Origin of the sequence: Pseudomonas prosekii (assembly GCF_900105155.1) — a bacterium.
GTDB lineage: Bacteria > Pseudomonadota > Gammaproteobacteria > Pseudomonadales > Pseudomonadaceae > Aquipseudomonas > Aquipseudomonas prosekii.
In genome coordinates this window covers 5,261,554-5,278,744 of record NZ_LT629762.1, presented here as the reverse complement: position 1 = coordinate 5,278,744, position 17,191 = coordinate 5,261,554, and the positions used below count along the sequence as shown (strand labels likewise).

General features: G+C 59.4%; 20 protein-coding genes. 1 reads left to right on the top strand and 19 read right to left on the bottom strand.

The genetic code is table 11. The annotated features are described in order from the left end of the window. Positions 1–4: 4 nt before the first annotated feature. The 7 genes from BLU01_RS23835 to BLU01_RS23800 form a co-directional block, all read right to left on the bottom strand. Positions 5–604 carry a hypothetical protein gene (locus tag BLU01_RS23835; protein ID WP_092280081.1) on the bottom strand — a complete coding sequence of 200 codons (600 nt, stop codon included), beginning with the start codon at positions 602–604 and terminating at the stop codon, positions 5–7. Further along, positions 604–1,188, bottom strand: coding sequence for a hypothetical protein (locus BLU01_RS23830; RefSeq protein ID WP_092280079.1), 585 nt, complete (start codon positions 1,186–1,188; stop codon positions 604–606). Before BLU01_RS23830 ends, BLU01_RS23835 begins: the two co-directional genes overlap by 1 nt. 17 nt (positions 1,189–1,205) lie before the next feature. Then, positions 1,206–4,646: a phage tail tape measure protein gene (locus BLU01_RS23825; RefSeq protein WP_092280077.1), complete on the bottom strand. Its 3,441-nt coding sequence runs from the start codon at positions 4,644–4,646 to the stop codon at positions 1,206–1,208. A 77-nt stretch (positions 4,647–4,723) separates the two neighbouring features. Beyond that, a complete protein-coding gene (locus BLU01_RS23820) occupies positions 4,724–5,074 on the bottom strand; it encodes a hypothetical protein (protein ID WP_092280075.1) in 351 nt (116 codons plus the stop codon). A 71-nt stretch (positions 5,075–5,145) separates the two neighbouring features. After that, entirely contained in the window at positions 5,146–5,586 is a 441-nt protein-coding gene (locus tag BLU01_RS23815; protein ID WP_157720187.1) for a hypothetical protein, read from the bottom strand. A 321-nt stretch (positions 5,587–5,907) separates the two neighbouring features. After that, positions 5,908–6,381: a hypothetical protein gene (locus BLU01_RS23805; RefSeq protein ID WP_092280069.1), complete on the bottom strand. Its 474-nt coding sequence runs from the start codon at positions 6,379–6,381 to the stop codon at positions 5,908–5,910. 71 nt (positions 6,382–6,452) lie between these two features. Then, positions 6,453–7,373: a phage tail tube protein gene (locus BLU01_RS23800; protein WP_167370448.1), complete on the bottom strand. Its 921-nt coding sequence runs from the start codon at positions 7,371–7,373 to the stop codon at positions 6,453–6,455. A 152-nt stretch (positions 7,374–7,525) separates the two neighbouring features. Between BLU01_RS23800 and BLU01_RS23795 the strand changes: the two genes are divergently transcribed. Next, positions 7,526–8,107: an NUMOD4 domain-containing protein gene (locus tag BLU01_RS23795; protein ID WP_167370447.1), complete on the top strand. Its 582-nt coding sequence runs from the start codon at positions 7,526–7,528 to the stop codon at positions 8,105–8,107. Here BLU01_RS23795 and BLU01_RS23790 read toward each other — a convergent pair whose 3' ends face one another. The 12 genes from BLU01_RS23790 to BLU01_RS23735 are packed head-to-tail and all read right to left on the bottom strand — an operon-like array spanning position 8,108 to position 17,173. Continuing rightward, a complete protein-coding gene (locus tag BLU01_RS23790) occupies positions 8,108–8,503 on the bottom strand; it encodes a phage tail terminator-like protein (protein WP_092280064.1) in 396 nt (131 codons plus the stop codon). Further along, complete coding sequence (locus tag BLU01_RS23785) at positions 8,500–8,880, bottom strand: HK97 gp10 family phage protein (RefSeq protein WP_092280062.1); 381 nt, start codon at positions 8,878–8,880, stop codon at positions 8,500–8,502. The genes BLU01_RS23790 and BLU01_RS23785 overlap by 4 nt, the downstream gene beginning before the upstream one ends. Further along, positions 8,880–9,263 carry a hypothetical protein gene (locus BLU01_RS23780; RefSeq protein ID WP_092280060.1) on the bottom strand — a complete coding sequence of 128 codons (384 nt, stop codon included), beginning with the start codon at positions 9,261–9,263 and terminating at the stop codon, positions 8,880–8,882. Before BLU01_RS23780 ends, BLU01_RS23785 begins: the two co-directional genes overlap by 1 nt. Before the next feature lie 8 nt (positions 9,264–9,271). Next, entirely contained in the window at positions 9,272–10,267 is a 996-nt protein-coding gene (locus BLU01_RS23775) for a phage minor head protein (protein ID WP_092280058.1), read from the bottom strand. Further along, on the bottom strand, positions 10,264–10,785 hold the full coding sequence (locus BLU01_RS23770; protein WP_092280056.1) for a DnaT-like ssDNA-binding protein: 522 nt from the start codon (positions 10,783–10,785) through the stop codon (positions 10,264–10,266). Before BLU01_RS23770 ends, BLU01_RS23775 begins: the two co-directional genes overlap by 4 nt. A 51-nt stretch (positions 10,786–10,836) precedes the next feature. Then, on the bottom strand, positions 10,837–11,058 hold the full coding sequence (locus BLU01_RS23765; protein WP_092280054.1) for a hypothetical protein: 222 nt from the start codon (positions 11,056–11,058) through the stop codon (positions 10,837–10,839). A 10-nt stretch (positions 11,059–11,068) separates the two neighbouring features. After that, positions 11,069–12,028 carry a DUF2184 domain-containing protein gene (locus BLU01_RS23760; RefSeq protein WP_092280052.1) on the bottom strand — a complete coding sequence of 320 codons (960 nt, stop codon included), beginning with the start codon at positions 12,026–12,028 and terminating at the stop codon, positions 11,069–11,071. A 1-nt stretch (position 12,029) separates the two neighbouring features. Next, positions 12,030–12,509 carry a structural cement protein Gp24 gene (locus BLU01_RS23755; RefSeq protein WP_092280050.1) on the bottom strand — a complete coding sequence of 160 codons (480 nt, stop codon included), beginning with the start codon at positions 12,507–12,509 and terminating at the stop codon, positions 12,030–12,032. Positions 12,510–12,518: 9 nt separating this feature from the next. After that, entirely contained in the window at positions 12,519–13,646 is a 1,128-nt protein-coding gene (locus BLU01_RS23750; protein ID WP_092280048.1) for a DUF2213 domain-containing protein, read from the bottom strand. Beyond that, a complete protein-coding gene (locus tag BLU01_RS23745; RefSeq protein WP_092280046.1) occupies positions 13,643–15,445 on the bottom strand; it encodes an anti-CBASS protein Acb1 family protein in 1,803 nt (600 codons plus the stop codon). Before BLU01_RS23745 ends, BLU01_RS23750 begins: the two co-directional genes overlap by 4 nt. Then, positions 15,442–16,722, bottom strand: coding sequence for a terminase large subunit domain-containing protein (locus BLU01_RS23740; protein ID WP_092280044.1), 1,281 nt, complete (start codon positions 16,720–16,722; stop codon positions 15,442–15,444). The genes BLU01_RS23745 and BLU01_RS23740 overlap by 4 nt, the downstream gene beginning before the upstream one ends. Then, entirely contained in the window at positions 16,697–17,173 is a 477-nt protein-coding gene (locus BLU01_RS23735) for an HGGxSTG domain-containing protein (RefSeq protein WP_231987108.1), read from the bottom strand. Before BLU01_RS23735 ends, BLU01_RS23740 begins: the two co-directional genes overlap by 26 nt. Positions 17,174–17,191: the final 18 nt, after the last annotated feature.

Sequence of the window (17,191 nt, the reverse complement as noted above, 5' to 3'; positions counted from 1 at the left end):
GCGATTACTCGTAGTTGAATGTCGGGGCATCCTTCGTGGACCCCCAATAAATTGGCCACTCGGACATCTGGGCGATCGCGTAAAAGAAGCGGTCGCCCTGGTGGCGCGCGCGGTGGTTTTCATCCGTGAACCGCTCGGTTCCAGTGCGGCTCCACTCGGCCATGCGGTCAATAACCGGAACCGTGATGCTGTTGCCGTCCTGGCCATTGCCGGCGAATGAGAATTTGGCGGCATCCATGCGGCCCGAAAACAGAATGTCGGCGGCGTAATTACCGGCTTCGTCGAAGACGATGAACAAGACCTTCGCCAACCGCCCGCGGCATCCCCGAACGTTGGTTTCGGAAAGGATGTAGGAATCCAGACCGCTCAGCGTCAGATCGACCGACATGGGCGAGCCGGAGTTGTCGCTTTCCTGCGACTGACTCACCTCGCCGAAATTACCCACGCCGTCATAGGTGATCCCGTCCACGACCAGTTGGCCGGTGCCGGTGTGTGCGAAGACCATGCCGTCGACGAAGTCGAGCTGCACGGCGTAGACGGGCATAAATTTGCCCGTCGCAATGATGTCCACGACGCTTTGGCTGAATGGGAATGCAGATGGCATCAGAACGCCTCCCTGAATTGGTAGCTGCCGTTGGCGACAACAGGCCGGACCGCCAACGACCAGGTATCGGATGTCATGCGCATCTCTGAATATGGATTCAGGTACTCAATCGCCGTCCCGGCCACCATGGTTTTGCGAATGCGTTTGTTGAGCGAAACCGTCACTCGCCCCTGCGCATTTGAGGAAACCGGGTCGGTGACCTCGAACATTTCGCCAGCGATCGTGATGTAGTCGCCGGCGCTGAAAACTGGAGCGTTTGGGGCGGCGCCCTGGATCAGCATGCTGCGCGCCTGGGCATTGCCGGTGACGACCGCCAGCGAACCAACGCTGACGGTCCGCCGCCGAGTGAATGCCGGCATATTGAATGTCCCGAACATCCCATCCAGCTTTCCGAGGAAGGACGTGAGCTCTCGCTCCTGCGCCCGCGTCAGAAGCCCAAACGTGAGCGTGCATTGCCAGTAAGCCCCCGCGAAACCGACGATTTGCTGGGCGTTCGAGAGCGTCGAGGTGAATGCCCTGCTGTTGTTGACGATGCCCCACGTCATTTCTGACGGGCGCAGCGAAGCCGGCCACGTGAGAGCCATGCATTACTCCTTAAGGCTTAGCGCCGCGCGATCAGCTGGCGGATGGGTCCGTTCTGTTTCAGGTCGCGCATAACCATCTCGTAACCGCCCTTCGCGCCTTGGTAGGCAGCATCCTTCACAAGGCTGATGGTCGAGTCGTCAGGTGTGCCCTGAAAGCTGAACTGCTGGATGATGTTCGGCGCCGATCCATCGGAAGACGCGCCGCGTGTGACATTGGTGGTCGCTGCAGCCGAAGTCGGATTGACGTAGCCCCCATCGGCATACCCGTTGGAGTTGGCGTTCATCCGCTCCAGGTACTCGCGCATGCCCGGCTGATCCACAACCTCTTTGCGGATTACAAACTCGCCGCCGTGCACCACCCCTTTCGGCTCGAATTTGCCGCCGGCGCCAGTGAAGCCGCCATCGGAGAATCCGTACTGTGAGGAATAGCCAGCGGCTGTACTTCCTGCCGATGCAGCGGTGCCCGCACCAGCTGTCGCTGCGCCCGCTCCAGAAAATGCGCTGAATGCCGAGCTGAGGAAGCCGGCGGCCGCCTGCCGAACTTGGATGCGGATCAGATCCTCGATCACACCGTTGGCGAAGTCCTTGAAGGACAGCTTGCCGGTGCGAACGAAATTCACCACCGCGTCTTCCATGTTGGTGAACGCTCGAGTGAACAGTTCGCGAGTTTGCCCCGCGACATCCTTGGCCTGTTCGGCGTAAGTCTGGAAAGCGGAGGACGCGCCAATAGTCCAATCCGACTGGGCCTTATCGACCGCGACGTAATAGCCCTGCTGCATGGCGAGACGCTGCCCGAGCGCAGATCGGAGCGCTTCCGTTTCCTGGTTATAAAGCTGCGTCGAGCCGGCCGTCTTGTCGCTTTTGTTGTAGTCGTAGGTCAGCCGATCCATCTGCGACTGGTATGACTGCTGGATCTGTTGCTGCTCTTGCAGCCGCTGAAGCGCCTTGTCGCCCAGCCCAGCGCCTGCAAGCTTCTGATCCAGCCCGCTTTGAGCGAGGCTTAGCTGAGAGTTGAGGTTTTCCTGAAAGGCCAAAAGCTTCTGGGTTTGCTGGGTGGAAATCTTCTTGAGCTCGTTTTGCTTTTCCAGCGCCGCATTCTGCTTCTGCTGGGCGACGTTGAGGTCAGCCATTGCCAGAATCTGTTTCTGCGCTGTAGTAAGTGTTTTCTTTTGCTTCAGATCTGCAATCTGTTGCTCAAGCTCTAGAAGTCGTTTTGCTTCCGCTCCGAGAACCTTGGCCCCGTCACCCTGCTGGCCTATAAGTGCGTTTTGCTGCTGCAATACCGAGTACTGCTGGCGTGCTTGATCCAGCATTTTTTGCCCGGCATTCTCCTGGTACTCCTTCGGCTTCGGCCCGCCAAACTGCTTGGCAGCAGCGTCCTTCAGTTGCTTTATTTGCTCTTCAGAGTACGCCTTACCGGTGAGCCGAGCCGCCTCAACCTGCTTCTCGATCTCGGCATATCTCGCCTTCAACTTCACAGCATTTGATGACGTGCTAGTGAGAGCCTCATTTAGTTTTTCCTGGCTCGCAATGGACTCTTTATTCAGGCGAATAACGTCTGCCTTTGCTGCGGCGCGGCGCTCATCTTCAGCCTTCTGCACGTAAAGCCCTGTGATTTCTGACTGCGCCGCTGACTCTCCTCCAGACAGCTCCATTAGGTCGGGGTTGTCACTGAACAGCGAAGGCATCACTTTCGCGTTACGAATGCTCTGAAGGCGATCTTCGAGCTTGATAAGCTTCTGCTCGAATGTATCTTCGCGACCAACGTCAAGAACGGCGTCCCACGCCCCCTTGGCTGCATCCTTAACGCCGTCCCACGCCCCCTCGATCAGACCTAACTTACCTTTGATAGAGTCAGCGCGCTCGCCCAAGGCTTCTGCGTAAGCTTTTTCGGCAAGAGTGGCAGCCCCCTGCTGATCGCCTTGCTTAACCAGCGCGTCAATCTGCGCATAAGTGCTGCCGGTCAGATAGCCCAGCTGGTCATTCAGTTCTTTCGAGTATTTTACCGGGTCCTTGGCGATCTTCTCGAAGTCGTCCACGGTTTTGCTTGCGGCCTGTCCCGTGGCATCTTGCAATTTCAGAGCGGCGGTCGCGATCATCTCGAAAGAAGACGCCGGAATTTTTGAAGAGCTCGCGAGCTGGGCCAGAACAGCTGCAGCTGCGCCAACCGTACCGGTTGCATCACTGATTCTGCGCGCCATAGATCCGAGAGCCCCGGAACTTGTGCCGGCAGCATTGCCGGTGAGAGTGAGCGCTTGATTAAAGGCGTCAGCCTCTTGGCTGCCTTTGTTGTACCCATAAATTAACAAACCGATTGCGGCCGCGGCGGCAGTCGCTGCGCCGACTATGGCGAGCAAGCTGGTTCCGGCCCCGCCAGCACCCGAAGCCAAAGCAGCTGCCGCGTCCTTAGCGTTTTTGACTGCGTCGGTCGCTGTGTTAGCTCCTTCGGCCACGCCGCCGAGACCTTCAGCTGCAGCTTCCGAACCTTGCGCTACAGCATTTTGCTGAGATGCCAGCTCACCCAGAGCAATACCAGCTCCAGTTATTCCCCCGGCACTACCAATAATCGAAGAGAAGAAACCTTTGACTTTCTTGCCTAGCGCTTCAACGGTGTTATCAATGCCGCCGAATGAATCCTTAATCTGACCACCCTGCTGGATCAGCACCAGCAGTGGATTTTGACCGCCAGCAATGCTGGTGAAAATATCAGTGAATTGGGAAGGCAGTTGACGCAGCGCTGTCTGGGTCTGCGACGCCGAAACGCCGGTTTGTTTAAGGTCCGAATTGAACCCACCAAGAGCTGCTCTGTTTTTGTCGATCGTTGCTTGGTAGGTTTTGAATGTTTCAGTGTCGAGCCCAGACGTTCCGGATTTTCTGTGGCGCTGCAACTCCTGCTCTTGCTTATCCAGCTCGGCCAGCTTCCTCGACACGGGATCGATTCGACCAAGCAAATTCGCCAGCGCGGTCGCCTGTTCTTGCGTTGCGATTGTTGATTTTTTCGAGGCGTCAGCCATTCTGCCATTTGCACCGACATTCGCGTCCGACTCCTCGCGCAGTCGCTTTTCGAGAGCTGCAAGGCTGGCCGCTTTGGTGCTTGCCACGTCAAAAGCGGCGCCCGCTTTTTCAGTACTGGCGGACATCGCCTTGATGTATTCGCTGGCCTGCAGAGAGCTCTTAGCCATTTCAAGCAGGCGGTTGCTGGCCTGGCCGAATGTTTCTGCTGTTCGTTTTGAGGCTTCGCTTGATTTGCTCGAACTATCCGCAAGACCGTCAATAGACCCTGCAGCCTTGCGGGCGCTGCTGCCTGCGCCGTCAATGCCGGAGCCCGCCTGATCCATCGCAGGCTTTACTCGGAGCCCGGCAGCCTCAAGGGCGCCAAGCGCCTTTCGGACGTCTTCCGCCTTTTGCTCAGCGTCACGGCTGTCGATCTCAAGCACCAGGCGGGATGTTTGGGTCATAGCTTTTCTCCGGGCGAAAAAAAACCGGCCATTGACCGGTTATTGATTGGGTTAGCTGTGCCTCGCAGCTGGATTTCCTACTTTGGATCGGTGTACTTAACCAGCATGTCCATCGATGCCTTGATCTCGTTGGCAAGATTTACCAACTCGGCGCCCTGCTCAGGCCTAACGTGCTGGTAAAGGCCATCAGGAGGAGGCCCGATAATGCTCAGCATATGCCGCGTCTTGCGTTCGTAATCTTCGTGCGCGGTGCTTGCTTCCATGCATGGTTTTACGTCGCTGCTCTGAATCGAAACCTCGCACGCTCGTTGCAGCGTGATTGTCGTTTTGGCAGATGCAAGCGCCGCATCAAAGGCATCGACGACCGGATCTGCTAATGCAAGAGAGCTAAACGCGAGCGCGGCAAGTGCTGGTGCGATTCTATTCATTCGAGCTGCTCCCTTTTAGATGGCATCAATCTACCATCCAAATGAACGTAAAAAAGCATCGATCCTGCCATCTATTTTTTGTAAATGTACGGCGAAGGACTTGTGAGTAGCGGCTCAGCCTTGTCCCACATACCACGATAGCCGCGGACTGAATACGAGTAGCCAGGTTTCAGGTCCAGCAGCAGTCCTCGCAGATCGCCGCCGGCGCATCCCGCGTTGTTCTTGATGCTCAACTGGGTCGGTCCTGGCTTATGGTAAAGCTTCACCGACTCACCGCTCCCAGTTTCTGCAACCAAGCGCTCATCGAGATAAACCTTCATCCCTGCCCCGAAGCAACTCATGCCGCCCGCGTCTTGAGTGAATACGATCCTGGCATCGCTCGGCGAGCTCGGCCGGCTGAATGCGTACACGTCTTGCGGTGCAACCTGTCGAGCCGCATCAGGCGCTACCCTTGTGGTTTCACATCCGGCCAGCGCGATGCAGACCAACCCTAGCGCAATAATATTTTTCAAAGCATCGCCTCCCTGTTGAGGAAGGCAATCTAGCATTAACAGCAGGCCGCTCCCAACTGAGGAATCAGTCTTCATCAGCAGAAAGGCATACCGCATCCAGCGCGAACATCGCGGCATCGATCTCATCCCTCGAGAGTGGCGATGGGTGCGAATCGAGCCAGTCGGAGATATCGCGGCCGGACAAGGGCAGCGGGAAGGCGCCGACCATTGTTGTCAGAAAGCGCCGCCCACGCGTTACGCTGCGGAACGTGTTCAGGAGGTGGGCGGTGATGGAGTCGGTCTTGGGCTCTTCAGGAACTTCAACGCCGAGCCGCTGGTAGATCAGGCTTCGCTTTTCTGCTTGCTCGCCGCCCCACTCTTTTTCCCACTCGAAGCGGGCGACGGCTTTTTTACAGTCTCTTCCAGCTCCGACGCGTTGTCAGTGGCTACCGCGGAACCTTCGCGCAGCACGAACAGGAAGAAATCAAGACTGTGATCCAGCAGCTCAGCGGCCGCCGACGGGGTGTATTTCAGCTCGTTGCCCTCGGCATCGAGCACTCCAGTCCAACCCTTCACGATGAAGTGGCCAAGGAGCATGGCGTGGTTCTGGTGCTCTGTGAGCTCACCAGGAACAATGCCCACCTGACCTTCATCGAAGCGCGCATCGTTGCGCACGATCCGGCGGCGCATGCGCTCCAGGCCTACCTGGTACTCGGCATTGTCGATGCCGACCAACAGAATTTTGGTGTCTTTGTCGAACTCTACCCAGCGCGCGCCTGCTGCGGCCTGGTCTTTCTTGATCATCTGCAAAGCCATGTTGAATCCTCAACGCCACGCCAATAAAAGGACCGCCTCGGCCGGCGTTCGAGCCGAGGCAGTCAAAGTTTTTACGGTGTTGGATCGGCCGCTTCGCGGGTGATGGTCGGGCTGAGCTTGGCGACGGTGTAGTTCAGCGTCACCTCGATCAGGTCTCGCTTGCCGCCGTTCGGCAGTTCGCCATCCACTTCCACTGCTGGGAAGTTGAAGGTGTACTTGTTGCCCAGGGCATCGGTGATCGGGAACACCACCGCAATCGGCGTGCGGGTGAAAGTGTTTTTCCAGATCTCCCATGCGCGCTTGGACCAGGCCAGCGTGAGGCTGCCGGTAATGGCGGCTTCGGTCGCGATGTGCGCGCCCGGGCCGAGGCTTTCGGAGCCAAGGCAGCGCTGAGTTTGCAGGCTGTTATCCAGGCTGATGGTCATCGCCGAGACGCAGGCCACACCTTCAAGCGACAGGCCATTAACCAGGATCGTGCCGACATTGTTGTTCGACAGGAAAGGCGTGCTGGTGGGCGCGTTCGGCGCAACCACGATCGGCATGTCACCGTCGGTGTAATCCAGACACGCCATGTTGAACGTGGCGGTCACCTTGCCTTCGGACGGGATGTCGAGCGCGAACGTCGACACGTGTGCGCCCTTGAACAGGCCGTAGACGCCGACATCGTTGTAACCCTTCGCAATGCTGAAGGTGTTGCGGGTATCGCCGACGCGCAGCACGTCAGCCGTCCATGCGCCATAAAACGCAGCTTCCAGTAGCTGGTCAAACGAGCCGAACGAGAATTCGGCGGACAGATCGCCGCCGATATCGATGCTGGTGGCCACCGAGCCTTGGCTCAGGCGGGTGTCGGTGATCTCGTCGCTGACCTCGGTGTTGACGGTTGGGGTCAGCGCATTGCCGGTTAGGCGCAGCGTGTCCCAGGTGCCGACGGGGGTAACGCCGGGCGTCACCTCCTTGATGATGTGACTTACAACCTTGGCTCCTGAACTCATTTTGTTCCCCTATCTGTGTGGTTGAGCGCTTAGGTGCCGAAGGCACAGCTCTGGTAGAATTGATTTGCGGCTAGGGCATGCAACCTGAAAAGCTGGTTCATCACCGGCCTGCCGCACCCTTCAGTGATGACGACTCTTTGATGGAGAGTGATATGCAAGAAATCTGGAAGCCGATAGCGGGCTTTGGCGGCTATGAAGTTTCGAACCTTGGACGCATCAGGTCTCTAGACCGAATCTGTACGGGGCCTAGCGGTCGCCAGCGCAGACGAAGCGGCGGGCTTATGAAGCAGACCGAGACATTCGGATATCTGCAATTGACCCTAATGAACGAGCAAGGCAAGACAGTTGCTAAAGCCCATCGGGTGGTGGCCGCTGCCTTCTGCCTTAAGCCGGATGGGTGCGATGTTGTGAATCACCTCAACGGGCTGAAGAGCGACAACAGAGCTGATAACCTTGAGTGGACTACCGTCCAAGGAAACACCAGCCACTCCTATACGACAGGCCTTCAGACCGGTCGCAAAGGACTGAGCCATCACAATGTTCGTCTCGCGGAAGAGGACGTACTGCAAATAGTGCGACGCTTAGCTGGTGGCGAATCTCAGTGCTCGATCGCAACCGACTACCAAGTCGGACAAGCCCAGATATCTCTCATCAATCTGGGCAAACGCTGGGACCATCTCGACTTCAGCGAATACGGCGCGCCTCCCTACGGAAGAACGCGCGCCCGCGCCTAATCAGCCGGCGCGAAACCGGATGTTGACGTTGATTTGGTAAAAGCCCTCGAACTCGCCGGCGACCACCTGGCTGGCCTCCATGCACTCAAGGTCACCGGACATCCAGTAGGCGAAGTGCGCTTCGAGCGCGTCGGCCAGTTCGTTGATGGCCTTGGTGCCGGTGCGCGCCCGCGCGAAGCACTGAATGCTGATCTGCCCGGGCTTGCGGGTGTACGGCCTGTCGGCCATGCCGGCCATAAAGGCGGTGGCGTACTGCACGTTCAATCGACACCACAGGCCGGTGGCCGGCGGCGTGAAGACTTCGGGCTGGTTGGGATAATCAATGCGCGCCTGGTCAATGCCAGTGAAGGCGACCATCCGCGCTGTGATGAGCGCTCTGATTTGCTCGTAGGTCATCGAAAATCCTCCGACACGCCGATAAAGGTGATGCCGTAGATCCCTGCGGGTGCTTGGCCTGAGTGACCGTTCTCCAGTCGCTCGCCGTATGGCAAGTTGTTCTGGATGTAGACGACGGTGTACGGCTTGAGCGCTGACAGAGCAGCGACTCCATCGGCTTTGGTCTCAGCACCATCCTTGTCCACCTCCTCCGTGATCGTGAACACCGGCGCGCCAATGCTGATCACGTTGTTTCGGCGAAAGCGTCCTGTGTCCACCGGAGATCTGCTGACGATTTCACCGTGCAGCGCGGTGGCGATCGCGCGAATCCGCTCTTTAATGACCTCTTCCACCTCATCCATGAACAGCGACGGCGGCACACTCCAACCCTGCGCCATCAGACCGCCCTCAGCTGGAGTTGGTAGTGAACCCTTGCTGGGTCAGCCTTCACCGGCAACAAGTCGAATGTCTTTACCTGACCGGTGACAGGGTCTTTCGCGGCAATCTTGTGCCCAGCGCTCGGCACGCCTGTTACTTCATTCGTCAGAACGATCAGCAGCGAGTCGGTCGATAGGATATTGACGTTATCAATCTGCTCAAGCTTGTAGCGGGTGAGGACGCCGCGGCCGGTGTAAGTGACAGGTTGCGCGGTGGCTTCCTCGGTCACAGGGTCATAGACGCCCGGACCAAGGTATGTGCCGGTGAACTGAGTCATCACTTCGGCGAACGCGCCATTGAAGAGCGCGCCGAAGGACGACTGCATGGTGTCTCTGATGCTCATGACCGCTCCTATGGATTGACTGGCATGACTGAGTATTCGGCGATGCAACGGCACCGAGCTCGCTCGCTCAGGGGCGCGCCGAGAGAGGAATCACAAGGGAACATCAGTAATGCACCCCGCGGCGAAATGAATGGCTCATCCGCCCGGACGGTCTGGCCATTCATTGTCACGTGGCTATTGCGAACCTTCTCATCGCCGCGCGACTTCCAGGCCTTGCTGAAGGTAAGACGCCCCTTGCTGCGATCGACGATCTGGCGCCACGCTTGGTCGCGCCCCTCGTTGAAGGCCTCGGCAACGTACGTCTGCGCGATCATTTCGGCCTGCGTCGCAAGCAGCCGGTCAGCATAACGACCGACGATTTTGTTCACGTCATCGGCCTTGAGAGTTCTGCCTTCTGCGATGGATTTCTTCACCATTGCGTCGAAGCGCCGATCCCGCCGCGTGCGCGTGAGGTATTGGCGCATCAGGAAGTTGTCGCCACTGGATAGCTGAGTCCTGGCCGTGGCCACGCTCTCTGCGAAGTTGCCACTGAGTCCCACAACGCCGCCCGACCGCTTTCCGGTCTGCTTGCTGACTCTCCCAATCAGATCCAGGGTAGTTTTGCGTGCCGATTGACCACTGGCCCGGCCGGCATCCATTACGGCGCGAACAGCTCTCGCCTCGTCGACTGCCGATTGATCAATGAAGGCCTTGGCCTGACCTGACAGGAACGAGGATGCGTCCGGTGCATTAACGTCGAGCTCCTTGATGATTCCGGGGGCTTTGATGCCCTTGACTTCCCCTGCCCCGCCCTTGATATAGGCGGTGCGGAACAACTCGATCAGTCCAGCGAACAATCCGAGGGGCAGCAGTGCCATAACAGCGTCGTCGTCTCCGTCTTCAATGGCGCGCTCAACCTCGGCGAGTGTGGCCGCATCAATAGCTCCTGCTATTTGAGCCAGGTATGCCCGCTGCGCGGCAGGCTCCATGCCTTCAACGGCCTGAAGCACTTCACGGGCGTTCATACGACGAATACGGCGATGCCGCAGGCGGTTTTGCAACCTAGCAGGGGCGCTACCAGCTCATCCACAACGGTGATTACCGGGCGAGTCGGAACGCCAGAGCCTGTGCTTGCGGTCTGGTATTCAATCTCCAGCACATCGACCTTCTGCCGCTTGATCGCGCCCGACGCAACGTAATCGGGGCTCAGACTCCCTGGCACCGCGATTTCGCGCAGAGCTGACTCGTAGGTCGCCTGCTCGATCTCGATCGGCACCTCGTTCGGGGGGATGGCGTGACCTTCGTTATCCGTCGCGCCCGTGCGCGGCCATTGCAGTGGCTGTGCCCGGCCGCCAGTTTTGGTGCCGGAGAACAGAGATTCCCAGCGGCCGCACGTGCTTTGCGCTTGGTACTTGCCGTCAATGTAGACCGATGCCCGGATCAGCGCGGCCTGCTTCGCCACGTCATCGCCGGTCCAGCCTACATTGGCTCTGGCTTGATGATAGGCGTCGGCTTCTGCGACGGTTCCGTAAAATTCAGGCATCGGGATATCTCGAATAGGTGGAGCGACGTGCGCTCCGGGTTTTGCGGGGTGTTACTTAGCCTGCTCTTTGGATTTCGTCTTCGCTGTTCGATCGGCTTTCTCTGCCGATTCAGGCTCCACAACCTCCTCAAAGCTGAGGACGTTGATCTTTTTCGCCTGCACGAGGTCGTCACCTTCAAGCGCCAATTCCCGGCTCGCGCCGGGCCGAATCAGTTTGATGGTGCCGCCCAGGTATACGCCCCGCGGGGCGGTTCCGCTGTTCGTTACTTTCATGCTGATCCCCTTATGCAGGCTCGGACACGCCGTCCATGTAAGCCATTGCGCCAGGCAGGCGAACTTCAACGCCACCGGTGCGCGCGATGATGCCGGTCTCGAAGCCCATGATCGACTTCTGGTGAACCGGCAGAACCATGCGCGGCATTGGCAGGTGGAAGCGAATCACGTCGATCGCCTTGCGGTAGGCCACGATGCGACCGCCGCCGTCGCCACCAGCTGTCGACTGTGCATCGGCAGTGAGGATGGTCAGCGGACGCTTGGTGCGTGCGGTGTACACGTTGGAGGTGATGAAGCGCTCCAGGATGGTCGGGCTGTTCGCTTCGGTGCCGACGAAGGTGGTGGAGATGTAGTCCATCACTTCCAGCGGCAGCGAGATGGTGTCAGCCAGTTCAACGTTGTTGGACGCCTGAGGGACCAGCTTCAGCAGGTTGTTCAGGTCGGACAGCACTTGCAGTGGGGTTTTGTCCGCGAACAAGGTAGAACTGCCGGTGCCAGTTGCCGCGGCGATGATGGTCTGCACGTTGGTCTGGTTGGTGAAACCGCGCCAGTTCTTTTCGGCGCTGCCTGTGACTGCGATGTCGTACAACAGTCGCTCAGTGGAGCGGCTGGCAGACATGGCCTTCAGGTCGTTGAGGTTGCGGCCGTACAGCGCGGCCGTGTTGACCTCTTCCAGGTTCCACTCCCAGCCGGAGCCGATCATGGCGAAGTCGTGCGAACCTTCACCGAACGACACCTGGTTAAACGGCATGTCGTTGCCGGCGCCGGAAAGGAACTTGGCCTCGCCCGCCAGCTCCTGGCTGTAGAACTGAGTGCCCACCGCCCACTGGTTGCCTTCGGTAACGACCGGCATCAGGTCGCGGTAGCTGTACTCGGGGTAGCGAGCCTCGTAGATGGCCGCCTCGATGTTGCGGCCTTGAGCCACAACGAAAGGCAACGCCGCTTGAGCGTCTTGGAATGCTTGGGGCATGTTACGCGCTCCGGTTCTTGAGGGAGATTTCCACGATGTCACCGGCGGCACCAGTGGTGTCGAAGAAGGTGCTCGGGATCGGGCCAACAATGCCGGCGCCGGCCGCGTTGGTGTAGGTGTTGCTGGCGGTCACGTAGTAAACCGGATCGCCGTCGACTACCGGGGCGCTGACCGTGACGTACATCTGGCCACGCTCACGGATGGCCGCGGTGAAGTATTGCGGGTAGCCGTCGATCAAGGTCGAGCCTTTCGCGACCGCAGGGACCGCCGGGTTCAGCTTGGCGATGCCGACGAACTTGCCGCCGGCGGCGAACGGCACTACGCCGTGATCACCAGCGCCCCGCTGCACAGGCTCGCCGAAGCGAACGCCGGCGGCGTTTTCAATGGTACGGCTGATGTCGTTCTTGATCTCTTCGTTCGCCGAGGCGCCATGCAGGCCCTTGGCTGGACGATCTGGGTAAGTCGTTTGATAAACGGCCATGATGGCTCCTTACTTGGCTGGCTGAGTGGAGTTGAGGTCGGCCAGCATCTTGGCGCGGGCGACGTCAGCGGGGTTCTCGCCTGGCTTGCCGTCCTGATGAATCATGTGCTGACGGAACGGGTCATTGGCCGGGTTTTTGGCTGCGTCTTCCACCAGGATCTCGAAGCGAGCGTCGATGTAGGCGTCAGCCTTACCAGCCACTGCCGCATCACCCAGCTTGGCGATCACGACGGCCTTGCGGATCTCGGCATCGGTCTTGCCGGTGTAGTCGGCATCGGCGATGGTTTTGGCCTTGGTGAGCAGGTCGGCACGGGCAGTTACGCGCTTGTCGATGTCGGCATCGCTGAGTTGCTTGGCCTTGAGGGCGTCGATCTCGGCGTCTTTCTTCGCCAGTTCGCCATCCTTCAGCGCAATCGCAGTGGCGTGCGCGTCGGTCAGGGTCTTGGTGGCGGTGGTAGCATCGGCAAGCTTGGTGTTCAGCTTCTCGATGGCTTGGGCGCCTTGCTCGGTGACATCAATGGAGATGCCATCGACAAGGAGTTTTCGCAGTGCATCAGCCATGTCATGGCCTCCTGTTGGGGTATTTGGTTTGCCGTCACCGATGCGAAGGTGTTCGCCGCCTCGAGCGCGATGCTCCAGGCTCAGGTGATTCATTTTCATAGGGCCGAGGAAGCAGTCGAAGGCCTCCCCGTCTGGCGATACGCCGTCCTGAAACACAACCTCGGCGCCGTAGCCCATGGAAAGCTCGCGTTTGCCTGACTCGTAGTCCTCGATCGCCTTGGCATCCATCAGCACTAGAGGCACCTTGACGAACTGCCCGTCGCGGACAACTTCGCCGCCGGTGCTGCCAATGGCGACGTCCTTCCAGTTCTTGGAATTGACGCCGTCGCCGCCGGGGTGGCCGTTGGTCATGGGACGGTATGCGTAGGAGTGCATGGCGTCCGCGTGAAACACGGCGCTCTCGGGCCGGTACACGCGGACGATCGGTTTGTCGCGTAGCCCGTGCTCGTTCTCGGGATCGATCTCAGTGCCGAGGTAGTCCTGAATGCCAGTGCGGGCGACTCGGGCCTCAGCAACGAGATAGCCGTCCTCCGTTCGACGAACGCCGGAGACGGCGATGGAGTCGGTGAAGATCATTGGGTGATTTCCTCGAAGATCTCAGGCCCGAATTCGATCTTGCCTCGGTACGGCTCTACCGCATTCAGGTCAACCGAGCCGGGCTCGTAGGTAAAGGTGATGTGAGGCTGATACTCCGGCCAATCCCATGTCGCGCCGGCGGCTTCGTTGATCGACACATGGCGCCAAGAGAGCTCGGAGCTGTTGAACAGCAGCACCACAGCGCCTTCGCCGAACTTGTCGATCAGCCTTGCGCCACCTGGTGCAATCTTGAGCTTGCCCATGGCATCGCCTGACCATGACTCGCCGATCTTCATCCAATCGACCGGGTTGCGGCTGTAGGCGACGGTGACGTGCAGGTCAGCATCCGAGACGGTTTCTTCAAATCCTTGCGACTTGGCCCACGCGATGATCTCGGCGCCGTTGGTGACCTTGCGGGACACGTAGAGCGTGCGAGGCGCAGCATCACTGATCGGGGTCTTCGCCGGCGGCTTGGGATCGGCCGTTCCCGGCAGAGCGTCGTCGTCAGCGTCCGCCTCAGGCACCTCACTGCCAAACTCGTTAATCGCCGCCTCAAGCCCCGGCATGATGCTCATCTCGACCAGCAGGTTGACCGCGGCCTTCGAAATGGCATCCTCGGGGAAAAGCTTCGTTTCGTTGAGCGTCTTGATCGTGTCCGCCGTGGTCTTGCCAATATCGGCCCGCTCTTTCGCGGTCGGCTGCCAAAGTGGCGCCCAGGCGTAGTGGATCTCTTTGGGGCGATCACCCAGCGAGGACCTGATCAGGCACTCATCCAGCACGCCCATGGCCGGCTTCATGTCGAGCTTTTGGCGCGAGGCGACGTTGTCGTAATAGTTTCGGGTGTTCTCTTCGCCGTTGGAGTTCAGGCCGCCCGAAGACAGGCCGAACATGCGGGAGCCGGGGATATCGAACGCCCCGGACACGCCCTGCTCCGTCTTGGCGATCACCTCCGGCAGCGTGCCGAAGCTCGCCGACTTGGAGCTGTGAGTCTCCAGGCCATCGAGGATCAGTGTTCCGTTGATGCCCTTGGCAGTTGCCGCCAGACGCAAGCGCTCCAGCAGCTGCCGCTCGTAGTTCTTGTCCTGCATGCTCGACATCAGGTTCGGGATGTTGATGACGTCGATCTTTGCTTCGTAGACCAGGCTCACCACGTTGGCCATCGTCTCGTCGTAGTGCTTCACCGCCGGCATGGCCGACAGAAGCACCGAGTCACCCCAGCCGAACGATGTGCCCTGGGCTAATTCCGAATCAGGGTGTTGCTGACCGATGAAGATCACCAGCCGCGACGGGTGGATCTCAACCGTTGAGCCCGGTAGGCGGTAGGCCTTCGGTTTGCCGAAGCGCTCACTTTGCGGGTCCTGTTCAATCTCGGTCGCGGTCAACTGGCGGCGAGTCATTACCGTCAGATACTTGATACCGCCCTGCCGCACGCGCTCCGGGTTGAGCGCCGACGCCGTATCGCGCTCACCGGTGCCGATGAACACGGCGGCCCCGCCGAAGAGTCGGGCTTTCAGCATGGCTTCGAGGATCTTGCCCTGGACGTTCAAGCGGGTCTCTTCGGCTTCGATCTTCTCGATCTGCTTCTTGTCGGCTTGCCAGTTGCGCCAGTTGCGGCACGCATCGACTGCCGGGATGGATACGCCCTTCTGGGCTGCCCACGAACCACGGAAGGCGTTCAGCAGTTGCAGGTCGTCCATGTCAGGCACGGCGTAGTGCGTGTGCGAGGCCTTGTCGCGCCCTGTACCCAGTCCAGCGACCAGATTCTGCAGGCTGTCTTTGATGAAGGTGTATGCGCTCATGGGTTGCTCACGCTTGCGAGTGTGTAGCCGCCCGCAATCGGGAAGCGCTGGACAATGAAGTAGCCCAGTGCGTCGATTGGGTCTTCAGTGCCGTCCTTGTTGGGCTCGCCGTTCTCGGCGTATGCCTGCTGCTCCAGCACCTGCGTGGTGACCGGGCAGTTGTCGGTGTTCACCAGGTAGCGCCGCTTCTGGTCGATATTCAGGAGCATGGCGTTCACGGCTAGCACCCGGTCGCGGACCAATGGGTTCGAAGGGTTGACCATCACCATGAAGCCGGCGGCGCGGAGCAGGCTGTGATCCGACTCGCTGCCGCTCACGCTCTTGCGGTTCTTGCCGCTGGCGTCCGGATAAACCGTGATGCTGTGTCCAGGGAAGCGGCGCTTGAGCTCAACGATCATCGCGGGCGTGTCGAACAGGTGCGTGGCCTCATCCAGCAGCAGCGGCAGGCCGTCACGGATGACATGCACCGTCGCGGCCATCCGGTTGATGTTGAAGTCCATGCCGATGTGCAGCTGCTCGCCTGGGCGAATCGTCTCGTCGGTGTGATTGAGCCGCCGATCAAAGCTCGGGTACACGCTGCCCGACGTCAGGTTGACGAACAGGCCGTCGATGTATGCGTCCACCAGGTTGGATGGATAAGACTCACGCAGCGACTTGATGTAGTCCTTCGGCAGGTTCTTCGCGTTCTGCCTCGTCGAGGCGTGCACGATGCCGTACAGCGGGCGCTGGCTCGGGTTGGCGGCAAGCTCCTTGACGAACTTGCGGTAAACCCAGTTAAAGCCCTCAGGCGTCGTGGTGACGTCGATGGTGTTCATGTCGCGGCCAGGCCACACCGTGGACATCCGCGCGATGATCTTCTTCCAGGCACTGTCGGCCTTCTTGATCGGCATGCAGTCGATCTCGTCGACCAGGGCATGTGCAATGTTGAAGCCGACGATGCGGTGCGGGTGCTCCATGCTCTTGCAGACGATCGTCGAAAGGCATCGGCCGCGGTTGTCACGCAGGTAAACGCGCTTCTTGCTCGGCACGATGTCGGCGAACAGGCCAAACGCCTCGGCGACCACTGGCATGGTGTCGTAGAAGATGTCCGCGATCTGCGGATAAGTCGGCGCGAAGTAGCCCTGAGGGATGCCGGGATTCTCCAGTGCGTTGATGCAGAGCCGCACACAGCCCACGAACGTCTTGCCGCTTCGGTAGCCGCCGACGAACGCTGAAAACTTCTTGGGGTGACTGATGAACTCGAACTGCGGCTTATTCAGCTTCAGGGTCGCTTGCATCTTCTACCCCGATGATTACTTGCTTGGGCTCGGGCAGGCCCTGATTCGGGTCTTCCAATTCGCGGCGCAGCTTCTCGTTGAGCAGGCGCTTATTGATCAAGTCCTCTTTGGTCTTGGTCAGTGATTCGATGCGGCCGAGGTATCTGTCAGACAGGAGGTCATGCCCATCGCCGGAAGCGAGCAGAACGCGACCCAGCAGGACCTTCGTCAGCCTCAGCTCGTCGTCGATCTGGTCGAGCTCGGCGGCGTTGAAGTCTGCCCGCTCCTCTTGCGTCAGGAACTGGCTATAGATTGATCCGGGCTTAGCCGCCCTGCTATTGCCTACGGGCCTAGCTGGATCCTTCGGCCCCGTACTCTTTCCGCCGTGTAGCTTGCAGCGTGAGGAACCCGGTACCGCGTGACGCTTACATGGTTCCCCGTTGCCGCGCTTTGATGCGCCGCATAGGGCCATTGGAAGCCTCATTCATGG